21 protein-coding genes are annotated in these 20935 nt (G+C 69.6%); 16 read left to right on the top strand and 5 right to left on the bottom strand.

Going from position 1 to position 20935, the window contains the following annotated elements; all coding sequences use genetic code 11:
• Positions 1–213: 213 nt before the first annotated feature.
• Entirely contained in the window at positions 214–930 is a 717-nt protein-coding gene (locus FKO37_RS40630; protein WP_037810166.1) for a FadR/GntR family transcriptional regulator, read from the bottom strand.
• 74 nt (positions 931–1004) lie between these two features.
• Here FKO37_RS40630 and FKO37_RS40625 point away from each other — a divergent pair, with 74 nt between their 5' ends.
• From FKO37_RS40625 to FKO37_RS40615, 3 genes are read left to right on the top strand one after another with little or no spacing between them, the layout of a single operon-like run.
• Positions 1005–1337: an L-rhamnose mutarotase gene (locus FKO37_RS40625; RefSeq protein WP_037810167.1), complete on the top strand. Its 333-nt coding sequence runs from the start codon at positions 1005–1007 to the stop codon at positions 1335–1337.
• Positions 1334–2308, top strand: coding sequence for an aldo/keto reductase (locus tag FKO37_RS40620; RefSeq protein ID WP_037810168.1), 975 nt, complete (start codon positions 1334–1336; stop codon positions 2306–2308). The genes FKO37_RS40625 and FKO37_RS40620 overlap by 4 nt, the downstream gene beginning before the upstream one ends.
• Positions 2305–3135, top strand: coding sequence for an amidohydrolase (locus tag FKO37_RS40615; protein ID WP_037810169.1), 831 nt, complete (start codon positions 2305–2307; stop codon positions 3133–3135). The genes FKO37_RS40620 and FKO37_RS40615 overlap by 4 nt, the downstream gene beginning before the upstream one ends.
• A 100-nt stretch (positions 3136–3235) precedes the next feature.
• Here FKO37_RS40615 and shbA read toward each other — a convergent pair whose 3' ends face one another.
• Both shbA and FKO37_RS40605 read right to left on the bottom strand, forming a co-directional pair.
• Positions 3236–3892, bottom strand: a complete 657-nt coding sequence (gene shbA / locus FKO37_RS40610; protein ID WP_037810171.1) for an RNA polymerase sigma factor ShbA — start codon at positions 3890–3892, stop codon at positions 3236–3238.
• A gap of 325 nt (positions 3893–4217) precedes the next feature.
• Positions 4218–4727 (bottom strand): GtrA family protein, encoded by a 510-nt coding sequence (locus tag FKO37_RS40605; protein WP_374204468.1) that lies wholly within the window; start codon positions 4725–4727, stop codon positions 4218–4220.
• Between the two features lie 1392 nt (positions 4728–6119).
• Between FKO37_RS40605 and FKO37_RS40600 the strand changes: the two genes are divergently transcribed.
• Positions 6120–6425 carry a hypothetical protein gene (locus FKO37_RS40600; protein ID WP_009074268.1) on the top strand — a complete coding sequence of 102 codons (306 nt, stop codon included), beginning with the start codon at positions 6120–6122 and terminating at the stop codon, positions 6423–6425.
• A 233-nt stretch (positions 6426–6658) separates the two neighbouring features.
• Here the strand turns inward: FKO37_RS40600 and FKO37_RS40595 are convergent, their stop codons facing one another.
• Both FKO37_RS40595 and FKO37_RS40590 read right to left on the bottom strand, forming a co-directional pair.
• Positions 6659–7786, bottom strand: coding sequence for a glycerate kinase (locus FKO37_RS40595; RefSeq protein WP_238607859.1), 1128 nt, complete (start codon positions 7784–7786; stop codon positions 6659–6661).
• Positions 7783–8730, bottom strand: coding sequence for a D-glycerate dehydrogenase (locus tag FKO37_RS40590; protein ID WP_134665465.1), 948 nt, complete (start codon positions 8728–8730; stop codon positions 7783–7785). Before FKO37_RS40590 ends, FKO37_RS40595 begins: the two co-directional genes overlap by 4 nt.
• Positions 8731–9163: 433 nt before the next feature.
• Between FKO37_RS40590 and FKO37_RS40585 the strand changes: the two genes are divergently transcribed.
• From FKO37_RS40585 to FKO37_RS40530, 12 genes are all read left to right on the top strand, one after another.
• Positions 9164–9973 carry a CoA transferase subunit A gene (locus tag FKO37_RS40585; RefSeq protein WP_134665463.1) on the top strand — a complete coding sequence of 270 codons (810 nt, stop codon included), beginning with the start codon at positions 9164–9166 and terminating at the stop codon, positions 9971–9973.
• Complete coding sequence (locus FKO37_RS40580; RefSeq protein WP_043833033.1) at positions 9970–10725, top strand: CoA-transferase subunit beta; 756 nt, start codon at positions 9970–9972, stop codon at positions 10723–10725. The genes FKO37_RS40585 and FKO37_RS40580 overlap by 4 nt, the downstream gene beginning before the upstream one ends.
• Positions 10722–11903 carry a thiolase family protein gene (locus FKO37_RS40575; protein WP_134665461.1) on the top strand — a complete coding sequence of 394 codons (1182 nt, stop codon included), beginning with the start codon at positions 10722–10724 and terminating at the stop codon, positions 11901–11903. The genes FKO37_RS40580 and FKO37_RS40575 overlap by 4 nt, the downstream gene beginning before the upstream one ends.
• A gap of 15 nt (positions 11904–11918) precedes the next feature.
• Positions 11919–12653 carry a protocatechuate 3,4-dioxygenase subunit beta gene (pcaH, locus tag FKO37_RS40570; RefSeq protein WP_043833036.1) on the top strand — a complete coding sequence of 245 codons (735 nt, stop codon included), beginning with the start codon at positions 11919–11921 and terminating at the stop codon, positions 12651–12653.
• Positions 12650–13201, top strand: coding sequence for a protocatechuate 3,4-dioxygenase subunit alpha (gene pcaG / locus FKO37_RS40565; RefSeq protein ID WP_134665459.1), 552 nt, complete (start codon positions 12650–12652; stop codon positions 13199–13201). Before pcaH ends, pcaG begins: the two co-directional genes overlap by 4 nt.
• Positions 13202–13230: 29 nt before the next feature.
• Positions 13231–14010 (top strand): 3-oxoadipate enol-lactonase, encoded by a 780-nt coding sequence (gene pcaD, locus FKO37_RS40560; protein ID WP_134665457.1) that lies wholly within the window; start codon positions 13231–13233, stop codon positions 14008–14010.
• Complete coding sequence (gene pcaC / locus FKO37_RS40555; protein ID WP_037810186.1) at positions 14007–14408, top strand: 4-carboxymuconolactone decarboxylase; 402 nt, start codon at positions 14007–14009, stop codon at positions 14406–14408. The genes pcaD and pcaC overlap by 4 nt, the downstream gene beginning before the upstream one ends.
• 10 nt (positions 14409–14418) lie before the next feature.
• Entirely contained in the window at positions 14419–15225 is an 807-nt protein-coding gene (locus FKO37_RS40550) for an IclR family transcriptional regulator C-terminal domain-containing protein (RefSeq protein ID WP_037810187.1), read from the top strand.
• A 9-nt stretch (positions 15226–15234) separates the two neighbouring features.
• Positions 15235–15825, top strand: coding sequence for an NTP transferase domain-containing protein (locus FKO37_RS40545; RefSeq protein ID WP_238607858.1), 591 nt, complete (start codon positions 15235–15237; stop codon positions 15823–15825).
• Positions 15826–15962: 137 nt separating this feature from the next.
• Positions 15963–16841 (top strand): AAA family ATPase, encoded by an 879-nt coding sequence (locus FKO37_RS40540; RefSeq protein WP_238607857.1) that lies wholly within the window; start codon positions 15963–15965, stop codon positions 16839–16841.
• Between the two features lie 1014 nt (positions 16842–17855).
• Positions 17856–18971: a VWA domain-containing protein gene (locus FKO37_RS40535; RefSeq protein WP_238607856.1), complete on the top strand. Its 1116-nt coding sequence runs from the start codon at positions 17856–17858 to the stop codon at positions 18969–18971.
• Positions 18964–20076 carry an XdhC/CoxI family protein gene (locus FKO37_RS40530; RefSeq protein ID WP_037810189.1) on the top strand — a complete coding sequence of 371 codons (1113 nt, stop codon included), beginning with the start codon at positions 18964–18966 and terminating at the stop codon, positions 20074–20076. The genes FKO37_RS40535 and FKO37_RS40530 overlap by 8 nt, the downstream gene beginning before the upstream one ends.
• Positions 20077–20935 lie beyond the last annotated feature (859 nt).

Raw genomic sequence — 20935 nt, 5'->3', positions numbered from 1 at the left:
GTGCGAAAGTTCCCCTCGCTCCAGTCACGCGTGCGCGATGGGTCCCCTCGCTCCGATGGTCATTGTGTGACGGGTCCCGTCGCTCCCGCCGCTCAGGCGCGAAAGTCCCCCTCGCGTCCCTCGAACAAAAGTGACGGGTCCCTTCACTCCTATCAGCAAGGAGTGAAGGGACCCGTCACTGCAACAAACCGCTCAGGAGCCGTCGCCGCTCGGTCAGGAAGCAGCGGGTTCGGCCTCATCGCCGGGCGCGTCGTCTTCGACCAGCGTGCTTCGCAGCCACTGTTCGACTCCCGCGACGTGCACCGTCGCCCACGAGCGGGCCAGTTCGGGTTCCCGTGCGGCGATCGCGTCGTAGATCGCGGCGTGTTGTTCCCGGGTTCGGGCCACCGCGCCCTCCTGGGTGAGGCCGCGCCAGATGCGGGCTCGCGCCGTCGGGCCGGACAGGCTTTCGAGAAGCGAGCAGAGCACTGGGTTGCCCGAGCCGTCCGCGATTTTGCGGTGGAACTGCAAGTCGTTGGCCACCAGTGCCTCGACGGTCGGCGAATCTTCCAACTCGCCGAGCAGCGCGCCGAGTTCGGCGACGTCCTCGTCGCGCATGTGCAGCGCTGCCATCGCGGTGGCAGCGGGCTCCAGAATCCGCCGCACAGCAAGGAAATCGAGCACGGTGTCGTCGCGGTGGAAGTCGACGACGAAGGTCATCGCGTCGAGCAGCAGGTTCGGTTCCAGGCTGGTGACGTACGTGCCGTCGCCCTGGCGCACGTCCAGCACCCGGATCAGGCACAGCGCCTTCACCGCTTCCCGCAGCGAACTGCGGGAAAGCCCCAGCCGCTGCGCGAGCTCGGCCTCCTTGGGGAGCCGGTCGCCCGGGGCCAGCTCGCCCGAAATGATCATGTCCTTGATCTTGTCGATCGCGACATCGGTGACGGGCATCGGGACCGCCCTCCCTGCAGAGACCTCGGATGTTTACCCCCTACAGCGTGCCACGACTCCCGTCAGGAGGAACGATGACCCACGGCCCGGCGCCGCAAACGGTCGCATTGCGCACCCGGCTCAAGCCCGGAATGGAGAAAACGTACGAGGAGGTGCACGCGGTGATCCCGCAGGACCTGGACGCCGCACTGCGCCGCGCCGGCGTGCGGTCGTGGCGGATCTGGCGCGACGGGCTCGACCTGTTCCACTTCGTCGAGGTGGACGATTTCGAGCGGATGCGCGCGGAACTCGCCGGCGATCCGGCCGACATCGCGTGGCAGAAGCGGATCAACGAACTGCTCGACCTCGACCACTCCGACGTCGCGCACGGCCTCGGGCTGGTGTGGCAACTCCCGGCGGAGGCGTGACCGTGGACCTTCCTCCGCTGGGACTCGGCGGCGCTCAGCTGGGCAATCTCTACCACGCGGTGCCGGACGAAACCGCCGCGGCGAGCGTGCGACGGGCGTGGGACGAGGGGATCCGTTATTTCGACACCGCGCCGCACTACGGGCTCGGGCTGTCCGAACGCAGGCTCGGAGCCGCGCTGGCGGCGTATCCGCGCGGCGAATACGTCCTGTCCACAAAAGTCGGTCGCGTCCTGGAACCGCGCGCGGCGGCCCCCGGGGAACGCGACGACCAGGGCTTCGATGTCCCGGGGACTTACCGGCGCCGCTGGGATTTCAGCCGCGACGGGGTGTTGCGTTCGCTGGAATCGAGCCTGAATCGGCTGGGTCTCGACCACGTCGATCTCGTGTACGTGCACGATCCGGACGATCATTTCGAGGAAGCGGTTTCGGGTGCGTTCCCAGCATTGCTGGAGTTGCGCGAGCAGGGCGTCGTGGGGGCGATCGGGGCTGGGATGAACCAGGCTCCGATGCTGGCGGAATTCGTGCGCCGATTCGATCTTGACCATGTTCTGATGGCCGGTCGCTACACCTTGCTGAACCAGCCGGCGTTGGACGAGTTGTTGCCGCTGTGCGTCGAACGCGGCGTCGGCGTCGTGGCGGGCGGGGTGTTCAACGGTGGAATCCTCGCCACTGAACAACCCGGCGCGATCTACGATTACGCGGCCGCGCCCGCGGATCTCGTGGAGAAAGCCCAGAAGATCGCGGAAATCTGCGCACGGCACGGTGTTTCGCTGCCCGAGGCCGCGCTCGCGTTGCCGCGTACGCACCCGGCGGTGGTGTCGGTGGTCGTCGGGGCCCATGACGCCGAGCAGGTGTCGCTGAACGTTCGCCGCGCCGCGGCGAAAATCCCGGCCGTACTGTGGGACGACCTCGCCGACGCTGGCCTCCTGCGGCCGGCTGCCCGCCCCGTCGTGTCCGGAGGAACCCAGTGATCGATTCGCATCACCACCTGTGGGATCCCGCGCGTCGCGAGTACCCGTGGATGTCCGGTGACGCACTGGCCCCGATCCGCAAGCCGTACACCGTCGACGATCTGCGCGCGGTGACCACTGCGGCGGGCGTCCACGCTACCGTGCTGGTGCAGACCGTCTCGGACGAGGCGGAAACCGAGGAATTCCTTGCCACAGCCGCGTCCGAACCCGTGGTGGCCGGCGTCGTCGGCTGGGTCGACCTCGCCGCTCCGGACGTGGCCGACCGGCTCGCGCGGCTGCGCGAACTCGGCCCGCTGGTCGGCATCCGACACCAGGTCGAGGACGAACCGGACCCGGATTGGCTGCTGCGCCCGGAAATCCTGCGCGGCCTGACCGCGGTCGCCGCTGCGGGCCTGGTCTATGACCTGCTGGTGGCACCAGCGCAGCTCGCCGCCGCCCGGCAGGTAGCCGAACGCCTGCCGGACCTGCGGCTGGTCCTCGACCACGCCGCGAAACCTGGCATCGCAGCTGGCGAGTGGCAGCCGTGGGCGAACGGCGTGGCCTCGCTCGCCGAGCACGGCAACTTGCACTGCAAGCTGTCCGGCTTGGTGACGGAAGCCGACTGGCGCGAATGGCAGGTGGGCCATCTGCGCCGCTACGCAGACCACGTTTTCGAGTCGTTCGGCGCGAACCGGGTCATGTTCGGCTCCGACTGGCCAGTGTGCGAACTGGCGGCAGCGTACGAAGTCGTACTGGACGCGGCGGTGTCGCTGACCGGTGCGCTGAGCGACCCGGAACGGCTCGACGTCTTCGAGCACACGGCGGCACGAGTTTATGAGTTGAGCTGAGAGATGCGGCGGGTAAAACCAGAGTGCCGCGCGAAACCGAGCCTGTCGACCTATTCGGCGGTCCGCGGCGGCCTTCCAGCCGTTCGAGTGACCAAACGGCTCAGAAGTCCTGGCCCTGCACCATCTCGCGGAGCTTGGACAACGCACGGTGCTGCGTGACGCGGACGTTGCCGGCCGAAATGCCCAGCGTCTCGGCCGTCTCGTTCGCGCTGAGGCCGACAACGATGCGCAGCGCCAGGATCTCCTGCTGCAGCGGGGCGAGGCGGGTGAGCAGTTCCTGGAGGCGGCTGCCGAGGTCGAGGCGCAGCGCATGCGATTCCGGCTCGTTGCCGCCGGAGAGCGGGTGCTCCGGAAGCTCGGGCACCGGCTCGGACCGGTCGCGCGCGACCGCCCGGTAGGCGTCAGCGACCTTGTTGGCCGCGATCGCGTGCACGAGGTAAAGGAAGGAACCGCCGCGGTCCTGGTAGTCCGGAAGGGCCTTGAGGACAGCCATGCAGACGTCCTGTGCGACGTCGTCGGCGGCGAGGTAGGAGAGGTCGCGGCCGCCCATCCGGGCCCGGCAGTAGCGGGCGACGACGGGGCGGAGCACGTGCAGCAGGTCGGCGACCGCGGCTTGATCGCCCTGTCCTGCCGCGCGTACGAGCGGGTCGAGGTCTTCTTTGGTCAGGCGTCCGCCGGACCGGGGCAGCGTCGCGGGGCTCACGTAGCCCTCGACGCCGGACACCGCAGTTCGGGACGTCTTCGACGGTGCTGTCATGGTCGTCTCCCCGGCAACCCTGCGACCGTCGCTGTCTCGGGGTCAACACTCTGTGATGTTGCGGTCGCAAGTACTCCAATCGAACGGGGGGAGCACTGCGATCGTTGCGACGCTCCGTAACCTTAAGCGGCCGGAGGCCGACCGTCCACATTTCAACTACGAATACCCCGTTAGCAGCAGTGGTCTTGACACAAACGAGACCAGCCGACGCACAGTACGAATCCGGCCTCGCAGCATGTGCGGATGTCCGGTTTTGTATGTCACGAAGAGTGATAGCGGGGTAGCGCAACAGAGAGTGGTCGCACTGCGGGTAGAACGGGTTCCACTACCGTTGGTGATCTTGTGCCGCGTCCGCTCGCCGAGCCCGCGCGAACACCCACCACCGCAGAACGGCGAACCGGACGACCCCGCCGACGAAGCTGGCCGCGAGAAGCACGGCGGTTTGCTGCCCGGCGGAGGGATGCGGGACGACTGCGTCGAGAGCGGCGAGAACGACCGATCCGTAGCCGGCGTAGAAGGCAAAAGTGACGAGATCCTGAAGGTGGCGCTTGCCCGCGCGGCTGCTCCGGTTGGCGAACGTGACGCGGCGATGGAACTCGGTGTTGCCGACCGTCGTGATCGCGAGCGCGGCGAGATTCGCCCATTGCGCGCCGATTTCCGGCCGGAAGGCCAGGAAGAGAACGGCCTGGAGTCCGGTGGTGACGACACCGGCGGCCAGGTACCAGGCAGCATGACTGCCCATCTCGCGGCGGCGAGTGGTGCGGTCTTCGGGGTTTGGCCGATTATCGGCAACGCTCGGAGGTGCTGGGTGCGTGGTGGGGGCCGCGGCGGGAATCGGGCGGGGCTGGTGGTGGCTCGGCTCGGCTGCTGGATTCGTCGCTGCTCGCGGTTGGCGGGCTTCGGCGGCGCTGTAGTTGGCGGGTTGTGACGACAGCAGGTCAGTGTCGCTCGGTGCCTGGGTCGGTTTCGCCGCTGAATGGCAACTGGATTTGTCGCTGGACTCCCGCAGTGGCTGTTCGGCGGAGTCGGTTGCCGTTTCACGGCTAAGGGCGCTCGTGTTGGGCCTGGAGCGCTGACCGCTGGCCTTCGCTCGCCGCGGTCTGGTGTTGCCGGTTGCGGCTCCATGGCGATCGGCCTGGGTATTCGCCGGTGAGCGGTGACTGGCGCGGTCGCTGTTGGCTTCCGGCCGGTGCGGTTCGGCGTCGGCGGACGGCGTCGCATGGCGAGCGCCGTTCGGATTCGCCGGTGAGCGGCGACTGGCGTGGTCGCTGTTGGCTTCCGATCGCGGCAGCTCGGCGTCGTCAGTTGCTAGCGGAAGGCGACGGGCGTTCGTAGTTGCCGCTGAGTGGCGACGGGTGTTCTCCACGTGGCGGTCGGCGGCGGAGTCCAGCAGATCGCGGCGAGTGTCGATCTCGTCGGCGAGCGCGGCCAGGTCGTTGGCGGCTGCGCGGTGCTGGTCGGTGGCCTCGTCGAAGGCCGGGGAGCGGTGGCTCGGAATCTCGTCGAGCGTGCGGAACTCCGGCTGCGCGTCATCGCGGACCGGGTCGTCGCTGGCTTTGCGTCGGGGGCGGAGACCGATCCGGCCGCGCGGCTTCCACCGGGTGGTGGTCATGTCCTGACGCTAGCTCTGCTTCGCCTGCTGACGCCCTGGCAGACCCAAGGAAACGCTGTGATTCCGACGACAGCCGTTCGGCCCGTTTCACTCGAAGTCGCCTCGGGTAGCTCACCACGAACAAATCCGGACTTTCGGGAGGTGCCCGTGAGCGATCCCGGTGACGACACTCTCCGCGAGAGTGAAGCGCCCGGTGCGGACGGCTCTCGTGTCGACTCGTTTCGTGCGTCCGGCTCCATGGGCGCGTCAGCTTCCGGCGAGGTCCGGGAAAGCCAGCGTGCCGGGGACGAGCCGGAGGTTCGGCCGCCGGTCCACGCTGCTGGGGAGGCCGGCGGAGGCGACCCCGAACTGGGGTCGCTCGGCTCGGCCGGGGATGGCTGGCCCCCGGTGCCCGGACAGGGCGAACGGGTCGACCACGGAGGAGGCACGGTTGCCGACGCGATCCGGTCGGCCATGGCCCGAAGATCCTGATCTCAAACGTATTTGTGACAGGTTCCACCGTCGCGGCAAACGGCCTAGCGCTCACACTGCGCGACCGTCATGCCGCCTTTAGCGTGAAAAACCACCCTGCAACCAACCGCGCGCATCCGACTGCGACGAAGGGAAGGCCGAAAGATGCTGACCGTTACCGAAGCCGCCGCCGAGGCGATCACCGCGTTGACCGCTGAACAAGGCAGTGACTCCGAGAAGAGCGGCCTGCGCTTCGCGCTGCAGAGCATGGAAGGCGACGGCGCCCAGTTGGCGCTGTCGGTAGCCCCGGCCCCGGAGGACGGCGACCGCATCGTCGGCGCCGACGGCGGAGCCAAGGTCTTCCTCGAGCCGCAGGCAGCGGCATTGCTCGACGACAAGGTCCTCGACGTTCAGCAGGACGACACTGGCGACGTCGCCTTCGCCGTCCTGCCGCAGCAGCAGTCCGCCTGACGGGCTGCGCGAGCAAGCTCCCGGCCACGGGGGTCGGCGCGGCGGTGTCCGTCCGCTGATCCCGTGTGCCGCTCGCCGGCGCCTCCGGAGGTCTCAGGACGTCCGGGGCCGGTGAGTTGATTCATGGCCGATCCCTGGGCGGTGCTGCCGCCCAAGAGGCGGGTTGTCCAGACGGCGGGGTGGCTGCGTTGTTGTGTGGAACGCTCCCGCGGCTTGATCGCGGGGGCGTTCTGCTACGTAGTGCGCAGCCAGTCCCGCACTAGCACTCCGGCCCGTTCGCGCAGCAGTTCCGCGGCGTGCGAGCGGGCGTAGTCCAGCGACGGCGCGTGGTCGATCAGCGCGCTGCTGCCCACGACTCCCAAGCCGGCCAGCGCGTCCGCGTCCAGCTGGATCCGTCCGGCGAGCACCAGAAGCGGGACGCCCGTCTGCCCCGCGCGAGCCGCGATGCCTGCCGGGGCCTTGCCGGACAGCGACTGTTCGTCCAGCGAGCCCTCCCCGGTGATCACCAGGTCAGCACCGGTCAGCGCGGTGTCGACGCCGGTCAACGCGGCGATCAGATCGAAGCCGGACTCGACCGTCGCACCGAACCCCGCGATCGCTCCCGCCGCGACACCTCCGCCGGCCCCGGCTCCGGGCAGGTCGGAGACGTCCGGTGCGCCAGCCTGCACAAGCGCCCTAGACCAGTGGGACAGGCTTTCGTCCAGCGTGCGGACGTCGTCCGGCGCCGCACCTTTTTGCGGACCGAACACGGCCGCCGCCCCGTTCGCGCCGAGCAGCGGATTCGTCACGTCCGTCGCGACTGCGACCGGCACTGCGCCCAGCCGCTCCCGCACCGGGCCCAAGTCGACGCGCGCGACTTGCGCCAGCGACCCGCCGCCGAGACCAACCGGCGCACCGGACGCGTCGAGGACCTCGGCACCCAGCGCAGCCAGCATCCCGGCACCGCCGTCGGTGCTCGCGGTGCCGCCGACGGTCAGCACGAGCCGCCGCGCTCCGCGGGCGAGGGCGTCGTTCAGCAGCTCGCCGACGCCCCACGTGTGCGCGGCCAGTGCGACTTCCCGGCTCGGCATCACGAACTCGATCCCGCACGCCCGCGCCGATTCGACGTAGGCCGTGCCGTCGAGCAGCACGTACCGAGCGTCGACCGGTTCGGCCAGCGGACCGCGCACCGACAACCGCACCATGGAGCCGCCCGCGTTCTCGAGCACCTCCAGCGTCCCTTCGCCACCGTCGGCGACTGGGCACGCGGAGATCTCGGCATCCGGCAACGCATCGCGCACGCCGTGCGCGATCGCTTTCGTCACCTCGACCGCGGTCAGGCTTCCTTTGAACTTGTCCGGTGCGATCACGACCCGGGTCATCGGCCCACCTCCGTCAGCGGATCGGCACCGGCGAGCACCGAGACGACGTTGCGTGCGGCCAGCACCGCCATCGCTGTACGCGTTTCCACCGTCGCCGAGCCGAGGTGCGGTGTGACCACCACGTCGTCGCGCTCCAGCAATCGAGGCTCGACGTCCGGTTCGTTTTCGAACACGTCCAACGCCGCGCCCGCGATCTCTCCGGCCGCGAGCGCGTCGGCCAGCGCCGACTCGTCAACGACCGGACCACGAGTGGTGTTCACCAGGTACGCACTCGGTTTCATGGCCCGCAAGGCATCCGCGTCGACAAGGTGTCGGGTCTCGGGAGTCAGCGGACAGTGCAGCGACACGAAGTCGGAACGCCGCAGCAGTTCGTCGAACGACACGAACTCGCCGTCGAAGTCCGGTTTCGCCGACCGTCCGGAGTAGACGACCCGCATCCCGAACGCCGCCGCCCGCTTCGCCACCGCGCGGCCGATCTGCCCGAGCCCGACGATGCCGAGTGTCTTGCCCTGCAGCCCGGACCCGAGCAGGAAGCCGAGGTGGAACGACCACGGCTGCCGCGCGCGCAGCAAACGTTCGCCTTCGCCGAGCCGCCGCGAGACGGCCAGCAGCAGTCCGAACGCGAGATCCGCGGTGGCGTCGGTGAGCACGCCCGGCGTGTTGGTGACCACGACCCCGCGTTCGGCCAGTGCACTGACCTCCACGTTGTCGTAGCCCACCGCGACGTTCGCGACGACCTTCAGTCCGGGACCCGCCGCGTCCGCGACTGAGCCGTCGATCCGGTCGTGCAGCATCGACACCACCGCGGCCGATCCGGCGACGAACTTCCGCAGTTCCTCGGGCGTGAGCGGCCGGTCCTCCGGCGAGATTTCGACTTCGCCTGCTTCGCCGAGCACCTGCACGGCCTCGTCCGGGATCCAGCGGGTGACAGCGATCTTCGGCATGCCGAGCAGCCTAATGCCGACCGTGCCGCCCGAGCGAGGTTCGCGGCGCGCTCACCGCCGGACACCCGCCTGAGCTGCGACGGAGCGTCCAACCGCGACAGAACGCCACTGACGCCGGCAGGGCCCGAATTCCGCATTGCGGTACCACGCAACGAAATCCCGGTCTGCCGACGGCCGCGCCGCCCTGTGCCGCCGCGAAACCCGTTCGCCGACTCCTAGCGCACCGTGTTGTCTTATCGCATCACCTCTCTTCTCTCGCAGTTCGCAAAACCTCGCGTCGTCTTGTGCCGTCTCTCCGGACGTCCGCTTCACCCTTTGGCACTCCCGCGGGCGGCCGGATCGTGCTATGTTCTCATGCAGAACTTCTGTGCGCTATGCGAACACGCTAGCACGGAACGGCAGAAGCAGGAAGATCCAGACGGAAGGGCTCGTGATGGCAAGGGTGCTGTCGCTCGGCGAGGCGGTCGCCGAGCTGGTGCACGACGGAGACACCGTCGCTCTCGAGGGCTTCACGCACCTCATCCCCGTGGCGGCCGGGCACGAGATCATCCGTCAGGGCAGGCGGAACCTCACGCTCGTGCGGATGACGCCGGACATCGTCTACGACCAGCTCATCGGCGCGGGCTGTGCGCGCAAGCTGATCTTCTCGTGGGGCGGCAACCCCGGGGTCGGCTCGCTGCACCGGTTCCGCGACGCCGTGCAGCACTCGTGGCCGGTGCCGCTGGAGATCGAGGAGCACAGCCACGCGGGCATGGCGAACCGTTATGTCGCAGGCGCTTCCGGGCTTCCGTTCGCCGTGCTGCGCGGGTACACCGGCACCGATCTTCCCGCGCAGACGGACACGATCAAGCCGATCACCTGCCCGTTCACCGGCGAACAGCTCACCGCGGTGCCCGCGCTGAACCCGGACGTCACGATCGTGCACGCGCAGCGCGCCGACCGGGCGGGCAACGTCCAGCTGTGGGGCATCGCGGGTGTGCAGAAGGAAGCGGTGCTCGCGGCGAAGCGGTCGCTGGTCACCGTCGAAGAGGTCGTCGACGAGCTGGAGCCCCGGCCGGGCGCGCTGGTCCTTCCGTCCTGGGCGGTCACCGCGGTGGCCGAGGTGCCGCGCGGCGCGGCGCCGTCGTACGCCGCTGGGTACTACGAGCGGGACAACGCGGCGTACCAGGCGTGGGACGAGATCGGGCGGGACCGAAAGGAATTCGCCCAGTGGCTGAACGATCTGACCGGGGTGAAGGCATGAGCGAGTACACCGCCGACGAGATGATGAGCATCGCCGCGGCCCGCGCGCTCGGCGAGGGCATGTCGTGCTTCGTCGGGATCGGATTGCCCAGCACGGCGGCGAACCTGGCCCGGCGCACGCACGCCCCGAACCTCACGCTGATCTACGAATCGGGTTGTCTCGGCGCGAAACCCAGCAGGCTGCCGCTGTCGATCGGCGACGGCGAGCTGGCCGACACCGCCGACGCGGTGGTCAGCGTGCCCGAGGTGTTCAACTACTGGCTGCAGCCCGGCCGGATCGACGTCGGGTTCCTCGGCGCGGCGCAGCTCGACAAGTTCGGCAACATCAACACCACGGTCATCGGTTCCGACTACCACGATCCGAAGGTGCGCCTTCCCGGCGCGGGCGGGGCGCCGGAGATCGCCGCGTCCTGCAAGGAAGTGTTCGTCGTGCTGCGTCAAAGCAAGCGGACGTTCGTGGACAAGGTCGACTTCGTGACGTCGTTCGGCCATGGCTCCGGGCGCGGCGACCGCGAACGGCTCGGCCTGCGCGGAGCCGGGCCGACGCTCGTGGTCACCGACCTCGGCCTCATGCGGCCCGACCCGGACACCGCGGAGCTCACGCTCACCGAACTGCACCCCGGGGTCGAACTGGACCAGGTCGTGGAAGCGACGGGGTGGACACTGAAGACGGCCGCGGATCTCAAGACCACCCCCGCGCCCACCGAACGCGAACTGACCCTGCTCCGCGAACTGAAGAAGGCCGGCGAATGAGCGACGCTTACGTACTCGACGCGATCCGCACTCCCTTCGGGCGCTACGGCGGCGCTCTCTCCGGAGTGCGTCCCGACGACCTGGCCGCGGGCGTCCTGCGCGCGCTGGCCGAGCGCAACGGGCTCGATCCGTCCACTGTGGACGAGGTCGTGCTCGGCGACGCCAACGGGGCGGGCGAGGACAACCGCAACGTGGCGCGGATGGCCGCGCTTCTCGCCGGCTGGCCGACGTCGGTGCCCGGTGCGACGGTGAACCGGCTGTGCGGGTCCGGCGTCGAGGCGACCATGCAGGCGAGCCGGGCGATCCAGGTCGGCGACGCTTCGCTGGTGGTCGCGGGCGGCGTCGAATCGATGAGCCGCTCGCCGCTGGTGATGCCGAAGCCGGACAAGGCTTTCCCGGCCGGCAACCAGACGCTCTACAACACGGCACTCGGCTGGCGGATGGTCAACCCGGCGATGCCGTCGCAGTGGACCGTTTCCCTCGGCGAGTCCACCGAACTTCTCGCCGAACGCTACGGCATCGGCCGCGACGAGCAGGACGCGTTCGCCGCGCGCAGCCACGTGAACGCCGCGCGGGCGTGGGACGAGGGCTTCTACGACGACCACGTGGTCCCGGTCGAAGGCGTCGAGCTGACCCGGGACGAGGGCATCCGGCCGGATTCCTCGCCCGAGAAGCTCGCGAAGCTGAAAACCGTGTTCCGCAAGGAAAACGGCACCGTCACGGCGGGCAATGCGTCACCGCTGAACGACGGTGCGTCGGCGTTGCTGCTCGGCGACTCGGCCGCGGCCGAGCGGCTCGGCAAGACGCCGCTGGCCCGCATCGCCGGGCGCGGCGCCGCGGGGGTCGACCCGGACGTGTTCGGCATCGGCCCGGTGCGCGCGGCGGAGATCGCGCTCGAACGGGCGGGCATCGGCTGGGACGACCTCGCCGCGGTGGAACTCAACGAGGCGTTCGCGGCGCAATCGCTGGCCTGCCTGAAAGAATGGTCGAAGCTGGACCCGGAGATCGTCAACGTCAACGGCGGGGCCATCGCGATCGGGCACCCGCTCGGCGCGTCCGGCGGCCGGATCATCGGCACGCTGGCGCATCAGCTCCGCCGCACCGGCGGCCGCTGGGGCCTCGCGGCGATCTGCATCGGCGTCGGCCAGGGACTCGCTGTCGTGCTCGAGAACCGCTGAGAAAGGGGAGGCATCGTGGCCACACCGACCGGGCGGCGCCTGCCGCAGTACCGGCCCGATCCGGAGGGCACCCACCCGCCGCTCGACTACGCGCCGTACCGCTCCACCGCGCTGCGGCATCCGAAGCAGCCGCTGGTCCTGCTGCCGCAGATGCTCACCGAGGTCACCGGTCCGCTGCTCGGCCCGGGACGGCTCGGCGAGCTCGACAACGACCTCACCCGCCAGCACGAGGGCGAGCCGCAGGGCCAGCGGATCATCGTCACCGGCAGGCTGCTCGACGGCGACGGACGGCCGATCCGCAACTCGCTCGTGGAGATCTGGCAGGCCAACGCGGGCGGCCGCTACCGGCACACCGGCGACCGCTGGCCGTCCCCGCTCGACCCGAACTTCGACGGGCTCGGCCGCACGCTGACCGACGACGACGGGCGCTACGAGTTCACCACGATCAAGCCCGGCGCGTACCCGTGGAAGAACCACGACAATGCCTGGCGTCCCGCGCACATTCACTTCTCGGTGTTCGGCTCGGCGTTCACCCAGCGGCTCGTCACGCAGATGTACTTCCCGGACGATCCGCTGTTCTCGCAGGACCCGATCTTCAACTCCATTCCGGACGAGAAGGCGCGGCAGCGGATGATCTCCCGGTTCGACCTCGACCGCACCGAGGAGGAATGGGCGCTGGCGTTCCAGTTCGACATCGTGGTGCGCGGGCGGGAACAGTCGGTGTTCGAGGACGAGGAGGAGGACGAGTGAGGCTGGAAGGCACGCCTTCGCAGACCGTCGGGCCGTACCTGTCCATCGGGCTGCCGTGGGACGACGGGCCGTTCGTGGTCCCGGAAGGCACCGAAGGCGCGGTGTGGATCCGCGGCGGCGTGTATGACGGCGCGGGCAACCCGGTTCCCGACGCGATGATCGAGACGTGGCAGGCCGATCCGGACGGCGGGTTCGACCACCCCGACGACCCGCGCGGCAAGCCCGCCGGTGCGTTCCGCGGATTCGGCCGGTGCCCCACCGACGAGCAGGGCCAGTACCGGATCCTGACGCTGCTGCCCGGGATCGTGCCGGACGCGTCCGGGGCTCCGCAGGCGCGGCACATCGACGTGTCGGTGTTCGCTCGCGGGCTGCTGAACCGGGTCGTCACGCGGGTGTACTTCGAGGACCAGGACAACGCCGGCGACGCCGTGCTGGCGAGCGTTCCCGAGGAACGGCGGGATACGTTGCTGGCCAAGAAGGACGGTTCCGGCTACCGGTTCGACGTGCGTTTGCAAGGCGAAGGCGAGACGGTGTTCTTCGCGGTCTGACCGGCCGTGTCCATTGTGGAGGTTCAAGCGTGAGCAGTGTCCGGGTGCACCGGGTCGTCGAAGGCCCGGCGGCGGGTCCGGTGGTGGTGTTCTCCAACTCGATCGGCAGCGACCACCGGATGTGGGAGCCGCAGGTCGCGCCGTTGACCGAACGCGGATTCCGCGTGGTCCGGTACGACACGCGGGGCCACGGGTCGTCGCCGGTTCCGCCGGGGCCGTACGACCTGGCCGATCTGGGTGGCGACGTGCTGGGGTTGCTCGACGACCTCGGTGTCGAGCGCGCGCATTTCGTCGGCCTGTCGCTCGGCGGGATGACCGGGATGTGGCTCGGTATCAACGCCGCCGAGCGGTTGTCGAGCCTCACGTTGTGCTGCACGTCAGCGCTGCTCGGGCCGCCCGAGATGTGGGCCGATCGCGCGCGGCTCGTGCGGGCCGAGGGCACCGGTGCGGTCGCGGAAGCCAGTGTCGGGCGCTGGGTCACGCCGGGCTACGCGCAGGCGCATCCGGACCAGGTCGCGTACCTGCGCGAGATGGTCGCGGCCCAGCCGGACGAGGGATACGCCGGATGTTGCGAGGTCATCGAGCGGATGGACCTCACCGGCGACCTGCCGAAGGTCTCCGTCCCGACGCTGGTGATCGCCGGTGCCGACGACCCGTCGACGCCCGCCGAGCCGCACGGTCGGGTCATCGCGGACGGGATCCCCGGCGCCCGGCTCGAGGTCGTCGCCTCCGCCGCGCACCTGGGCAGCTACGAGCAGCCGGAGGAATTCACCCGGCTGATCCTCGACCGGATCACGGAGGAGCAGTGACCGGAGACCGCTACGAGGCGGGCATGCGGGTGCGCCGCGAGGTGCTCGGCGACGACCATGTCGACCGGGCGGTCGCGCGGACGACCGAGTTCAGCAAGCCGTTCCAGGAGTACATCACCGAGGCGGCGTGGGGTTCGGTGTGGACGCGGGACGGCCTCGACCGGCGGACCCGCAGCTGCATCACGCTGGCCGCGCTCACCGCGCTGCACTGCCACGACGAACTGGCGATGCACGTCCGCGCGGCGGTGCGCAACGGGCTCACCGCGGACGAGATCCGCGAAGTCCTGCTGCACACCGGCGTATACGCGGGGGTTCCGGCGGCGAACACGGCGATCGGGATCGCCCAACGCGTCCTCGCGGAGCTGGGAGAACCCACCGCTCAGCCGCCGGCCGGATAGGGTTCGCCGCATGGAATCCGACGACCAGGCCGAACGCGGTGCGCACCACGTGCAGTCGCTGGAACGCGGACTGGCGGTGATCAAGGCGTTCAGCGCCGAGGCGCCGCATCCGACGCTCAGCGACGTCGCGCGCGTCACCGGATTGACCCGCGCGGCCGCGCGCCGGTTCCTGCTGACGCTCGTGGACCTCGGCTACGTCCGCACCGACGGCAAGTACTTCTCGCTCACCGCGCGTGTGCTGGAACTCGGCTACGCGTATCTGTCCAGCCTCAGCCTGGCCGAGATCTCGCAACCGCACCTGGAACGGCTGTCGGCGGAGGTCCACGAGTCGAGTTCGGTGTCGGTGCTGGAGATCGCCGACATCGTGTACGTCGCGCGCGTCGCGGTGTCGCGGATCATGACGGTGAGCATCAACGTCGGCACGCGGTTCCCTGCGCACGCCACGTCGATGGGGCACGTGCTGCTCGCCGACATGGACCGGACCGAACTCAACACCTACTTCGTCGTCGCCGATCTCGACCGGTTGACCCCGCACACGCTCACCCACCGCACCGCGCTCGAAGCCGAGCTGGCCAAGGTCCGGGAGCAGGGCTGGGCGATGGTCGACCAGGAGCTCGAAGAAGGCCTGCGTTCGGTCGCCGCGCCGATCCGCAACCGGGCGGGGCGCGCGGTCGCCGCGGTGAACATCTCGACGCACGCGAGCCGGACGCCGGTGGAGACCGTCCGGACCGAGTTCGTTCCGCCGTTGCTCGAGACCGCGGCTGCCATTTCGGCAGAGCTCGCCGCGGTCGCGCCCGGGCGAGCGATCAAGGGCTGAGGAGCGCTGATGCCGGAACCGGTTGCCGGATTGCTGCTCGCCGCCGGGGCGGGGCGGCGATTCGGCGGGCCTAAAGCGCTGGTCGAGTACGACGGGGAGCCGCTGGTCCAGCGGGCGGTCCGGAACCTGGCCGAGGCAGGATGCGCCTCGGTGCGGGTGGTCGTCGGTGCGTCGGCTGAGCAGGTCCGGGAGCTGCTGCCGCCGGAAGTCACCGCGGTGTCCGCGGCGCGGTGGCAGGACGGGATGGGCGAGTCACTGAAAGCCGGGCTCGAGTCGTTGGCGGGGGAGCCGTCGGCGGCCGTGCTCGTGCACCTGGTGGATCTGCCGTGGGTACCGGCGGCGGCGCTCGCGCGGATCGTCGGGGAGGCTTCCGAGGACGCCGTCGTCCGGGCCGCGTACCAGGGGGTTCCGGGACATCCGGTGCTGTTCGGGCGGCGTTGGTGGGGAGAGATCGCGGAGTCGGCGCACGGTGACCACGGGGCGCGGGACTGGTTGCGCGGGCGCGGCGACGTGCGGCTTGTCGAGTGCGGTGACCTCGGGAGCGGCAGCGATGTCGATCGGCCTGGGGACCTGGCCGGGCCTGGGGCGGAGCGGCGATGAACGGTGCCGGGGCGGTCGGGTGCCTGGCTGCGTTGGGTCGCTGACGGAGCTTGCCTGGTCCGGAATGCGTGCGTTACGAGCCGCTGAGCGACGCGGTGAACGGCGAACTTGGCGGTCTCGGATCTACGATCGGGGGCGTGACAGAGTCCCTCGCCTCGCCCGACGCGCTCGCGGCCGCCCTCGACACCACCGGTTACCTCGCCGACGAGGGGCTGGCCACCGCGGGATTTCTCGCGACGCAGATGCAGCGGCCGCTCTTCTGCGAAGGCGAGCCCGGCACCGGGAAGACCTCGCTGGCGCTTGCCTTGTCCGAGGCGTTGAAGTGGCCGTTGGTGCGGCTTCAGTGCCACGAGGGCATCGACGCCGCGCAGGCGCTTTACGAATGGGACTTCCCTCGTCAGCTGCTGCACCTGCGTGCCCTCGAAGCGGCAGACGGCGGGCGGCTCGACGCGGAAACTGCCGAGCGTTCGCTGTACACGGAGCGTTTCCTGCTTGCGCGGCCGTTGCTGCTTGCGCTCACCACGACACCGTGTGTGCTGCTGGTGGACGAGATCGATCGCGCGGACGATGAGTTCGAGGCGTTCCTCCTGCAGTTGCTGGACGAGTACACCGTCACGATCCCGGAGTACGGCGAGGTGCGGGCGGAGCAGCCGCCGCTGGTTGTGCTGACGTCGAACCGGACTCGCGAGGTGCACGACGCGCTCAAGCGACGGTGCCTCTACCACTGGCTCGAACACCCGGACCTGGCTCGGGAGATCAGCATCCTGCGCCGCCGGCTGCCGGGGATCGGCGAGACGCTCGCCCGGCAGATCGCCGACGCGGTGCACCGGCTGCGGGCGATGGACCTCCTCAAACCGCCCGGGGTCGCCGAATCTCTCGACTGGGCAAGGGCTTTGCTCGCGCTCCAGCGCGACGAACTGGACGCCGCGACGGCCGCGCGGACCCTCGGTGCGGTGCTGAAGTACAGCGAGGATCTTGACCGGGTGCGGGCGAAGCTGGACACGCTGTTCTCTTGAGTTTTGTCTACTGTGGACGGTCGAGTAATTCCGTTGCGGCGGGGTGCGGGATCGGGCATGCTTGAAGCATCACTGGATGACTTCGCCGACTTCATTGATTAGTGCCTGATCTTGTGACTGCGACTGTGCCGGAAGGAGGGCTCGTGACCGACTTCGTCCGGACTGCCCTCCCGGCTGTCCGCTGAGTTCCCGTTCTTTCCTGAAGGTTCCGCGCGCCCGCCTTGCGCTACCGAGGCTGGCCGCTGCGCGCAACCACGGCTCGCGCACGCTGTCCCGGAGGCGGGACGGCGTGCGCGGCCGCCCTTCGTCGCCGCCGTGAGCGGTGTGGTGGGGCCTTGGGGAGTTTCGCGCGGCGGAGGGCTGGCTGAACGAACCGCCCGGGAACGCGGCGCGGAGGTTGGCTGGCTGGCGGCGGTGTCGGGAATCCTGGACGCGGCGCGGAGGCGGCTAGCGGGCGGAAACGTCGGCAAGCCTTGGCGCGGTGTGGGGTTGGCCGACGGGCGCGGGATGTCTGCGGGCTTGAACGCGGGCGAAATTGGGCTGGCGACGGTTCAGCTGGATGGAGCGGTGTGCGGGTCGCGCGGAGCGGCGAGTTGGCGCAAGCCGGAACATCTGCGGGGCCGACGCGGTTCACACTGGAATGGCGGTGCGGAGGAACACTGGCGAGCTGGAGCAGCTCAAGCCGGGATCTTGGCGTGCCCAAGAACCCGCCCCAGAACCTTCGAGCGGCCGAGCGCTTGCCCCAGAACGTTCGCGCAGGCGAGAACTTGCCCAAGAGCCTCTGTACGAACCGGAACTCGGCCAAGAACCGCCGCGCGGTCGGGAGCCCGGCCAAGAACTCGATCAAGAACCGTTGCGCGCCAAGACCGCGGCTGACAACTCGCAGCCCGCAGCCAGACGACCGCGGCTCCAGGCAGCTGAACCGCTCGCCGCCGGAGTGAGTGAAAGGCGTCCGAACCAGGCAGGATCGGCTGTCGCGGCGCGGTTTTCGGGGTTGGGGTCACAATGGGGGGCATGAGCACCGAAGTCGCTGACCCGCTTGCTGGCTATGCGGGGTTCGCGGCGGCATTGCGGGAGGCGGGCGTCGCCTGTGACGCGCGGCGGGTGCAGGCTTACCTGTCTGCGGTGGCGAAGGTCGACGTCGCCCGGCCGACGCAGTTGTACTGGGTTGGGCGGTTGACGCTCTGCTCCGACCCCGACGATCTGCCTCGGTACGAGGAAGCGTTCGCGCGGTGGTTCGAAGGAGATGACAGTCCGAAGGCGACGTCGGGGACTCCGGTGCGGAAGCAAGCCCGGATCGCTCCGCTGGTCGCGGCGGCCGGGGACGGGGACAGTGCCGAGGAATCGCACGACACGCTTCGGGTCGCGGCTAGCGATCACGAGGTTCTCCGGCATCGGGATCTCGCCGAGTTGACCAAAGCTGAGCGGGCGCATTTGCGGGAGTTGCTCGCGACGCTGCGTCCGGTGCTGCCCCGGCGGCGGGCGGCGCGGCGGGCGCCCGCGCATCGTGGTGCGCTTGACCCCGCGCGGACTCTGCGGGCGATGCTTGCGTCCGGTGGTGAGCCAGTGCGGCTGGCGCATCATCGAAGGGGGACGCGGGCGCGGAAGGTCGTCTTGCTGATCGACGTTTCCGGCTCGATGAGCCCGTATGCCGACGCGTTGCTGCGGTTCGCGCACGTCGTCGCGCGGGCTGCTCCGATGTCGGTCGAGGTGTTTACGCTGGGTACTCGGATGACGCGAGTGTCCAGGCAACTCCGGCAGCGCGATCCGGAGCAGGCGATGCTCGCGGCCGGTACCGCGGTGCCCGATTTCGCTGGTGGGACACGGCTTGGCGAGACATTGCGGGTGTTTCTCGACCGGTGGGGCCAGCGCGGGTTTGCGCGACGCGCGGTAGTCACCGTGTTCTCCGACGGGTGGGAGCGTGGCGACGTCAGCCTGCTGGCCGAGCAGCTCGGCAGGCTGCGCCGGCTCGCGCACGCCGTATTCTGGGTGAATCCGCACGCAGGGCACGAGGGTTATGCTCCGGTCCAATCCGGCATCGTGGCCGCCCTGCCGCACATCGACCGCTTGCTGGCCGGGCACAGCCTGGCGACGTTGGAACGACTCCTCGGGGAGATTGCCGATGCGTGACGTACTGGACGACGTGTACCGCCGCTGGCAGGCGGGCGAAACGGTCGGGCTCGGCACGGTGGTGGCGACGTTTTCGTCGGCCCCGCGGGCGCCGGGTGCGTCGATGATGGTCGCGCCGGACGGCACGGTCGTCGGGAGCGTGTCCGGCGGCTGCGTCGAGGGCGCGGTGTACGAGCTGGCCAACGAGGTCGTCGCCGAGCGGAAGCCGGTGTTGCAGCGCTACGGCGTCAGCGACGACGACGCCTTCGCGGTCGGGCTGACCTGCGGCGGGATCATCGACATCTACGTCGAGCCGGTGGACCGCGAGTCGATGCCGGAGCTGGAGCGCGTCGTCGAATCGGTGCGCAGCGGCGAGCCGGTCGCGGTCGTCACGATCGTGGAGCACGAGACGCCGGGGCTGGTCGGCGAGCACATGATTGTGTGGCCGGACCGGGTCGAGGGGTCCCTTGGCTCGTCCCGGATGGACGATGCGGTCGCGGACGACGCGCGCGGGCTTCTTGCCGCTGGACGCACCGGGACGCTCCATTACGGACCGGACGGGCAGCGGCGCGGCGAGGGCATGGCTGTTTTCGTGAACTCCTTCGAACCGCCGCCGCGACTGCTGGTGTTCGGGGCCATCGATTTCGCCGCCGCAATGGCACGGATGGGTGCTTATCTCGGGTATCAGGTGACGGTCTGCGACGCGCGTCCGGTGTTCGCGACCAGCAGCCGGTTCCCGGAGGCGCACGACGTCGTCGTCGACTGGCCGCACCGCTACCTGAAGGCCGAGGCCGACGCGGGCCGGATCGACGCGCGGACGGCGATCGCGGTCCTCACACACGATCCGAAGTTCGACGTGCCGCTGCTGGAGGTCGCGCTGCGGCTCGACGTCGGGTACGTCGGCGCGATGGGTTCGCGCAAGACGCACGACGACCGGTTCGCGCGGCTTCGCGAGGCGGGGATCACCGAGGGCGAGCTGGAACGCCTGTCGTCGCCGATCGGCCTCGACCTCGGCGCGCGCACGCCGGAGGAGACGGCGGTGTCGATCGCGGCGGAGATCATTGCGCTGCGCTGGAGCGGCACCGGACGGCGGCTGGCGGCGTTGAGCGGGCGGATTCACAGCTGACCTGGCTGGTGGCCTGGGAAGCTGGGGAAGTGTTGCGGCGGGGCTTGGCGGCTGGTGGCGTTGAGCAGGCGGATTCCTAGCCGACCTGGCTGGTGGCCTGGGAGGTTGGGGAACTGTCGCGGCGGGCTTGGCGGCTGGCGGTGTTGGGCAGGCGGATTCCTAGCTGACTTGGCTGGTGAGCTGGGAGGCCGGGCAAGCGTTTGCGGTCGCTCGGTGGCTGGTGCGGGCGGGCATGCGGGGCTTCCGGCGGTGCTGCCTGGCCGGACTTTGGTGCCTGACGGCGCTGTGCACGCAGTTGACGCGGCAGGTGATTCCGGGGTCGGGATGTAGCAGCGGGGCCGCAACAGGCCGGATGCGCAGCCGACGCGGCAGTTGCTGCGAGGACCCGGCAGCAGGTGTACCGCAGTTGGGCGACCCGCAGGGCGAACCATCCGGACCGAGGCTTGGCACTGTGCGCGGCGACCCGGAATGGCGCATCCCCGGCGGCTGCGGCGGGCAGCAGCCGCCAGTCATGCAGCAGCAAAGGTGAGAAGCATGGGCACCAAGACAACGCGGCAGATGCTGTGAGAACCCGGCCGCAGGTGCATCGAGGACGCAGCTAGCCGAAACCACAGCACCAAGCCGAACCGTCCAGACCGAGACCCCCACAGCCTTGCCACCACGCACCCGCCAGGCAGTGCGATCCGCGAGGAAAACCCCGTCCAGCAACGAAACCCGGTGAACCCCCGACTCGAAACCGCGGGCCCTCGGGAAGATCCGCCGCTCGAAAAATCACCCGTCCGGCTTCACGCATCTGCGTCTCCGGAAATGCAAAAAACCCGCATCTGCGGAACCGTCAGGGCGACGTGCGACATCAGGA

This window comes from Amycolatopsis sp. Poz14 (genome assembly GCF_006704225.1).
In the GTDB taxonomy this organism is placed as follows: domain Bacteria; phylum Actinomycetota; class Actinomycetes; order Mycobacteriales; family Pseudonocardiaceae; genus Amycolatopsis; species Amycolatopsis nivea.
This window is presented reverse-complemented; position numbering and strand designations above follow the sequence as displayed.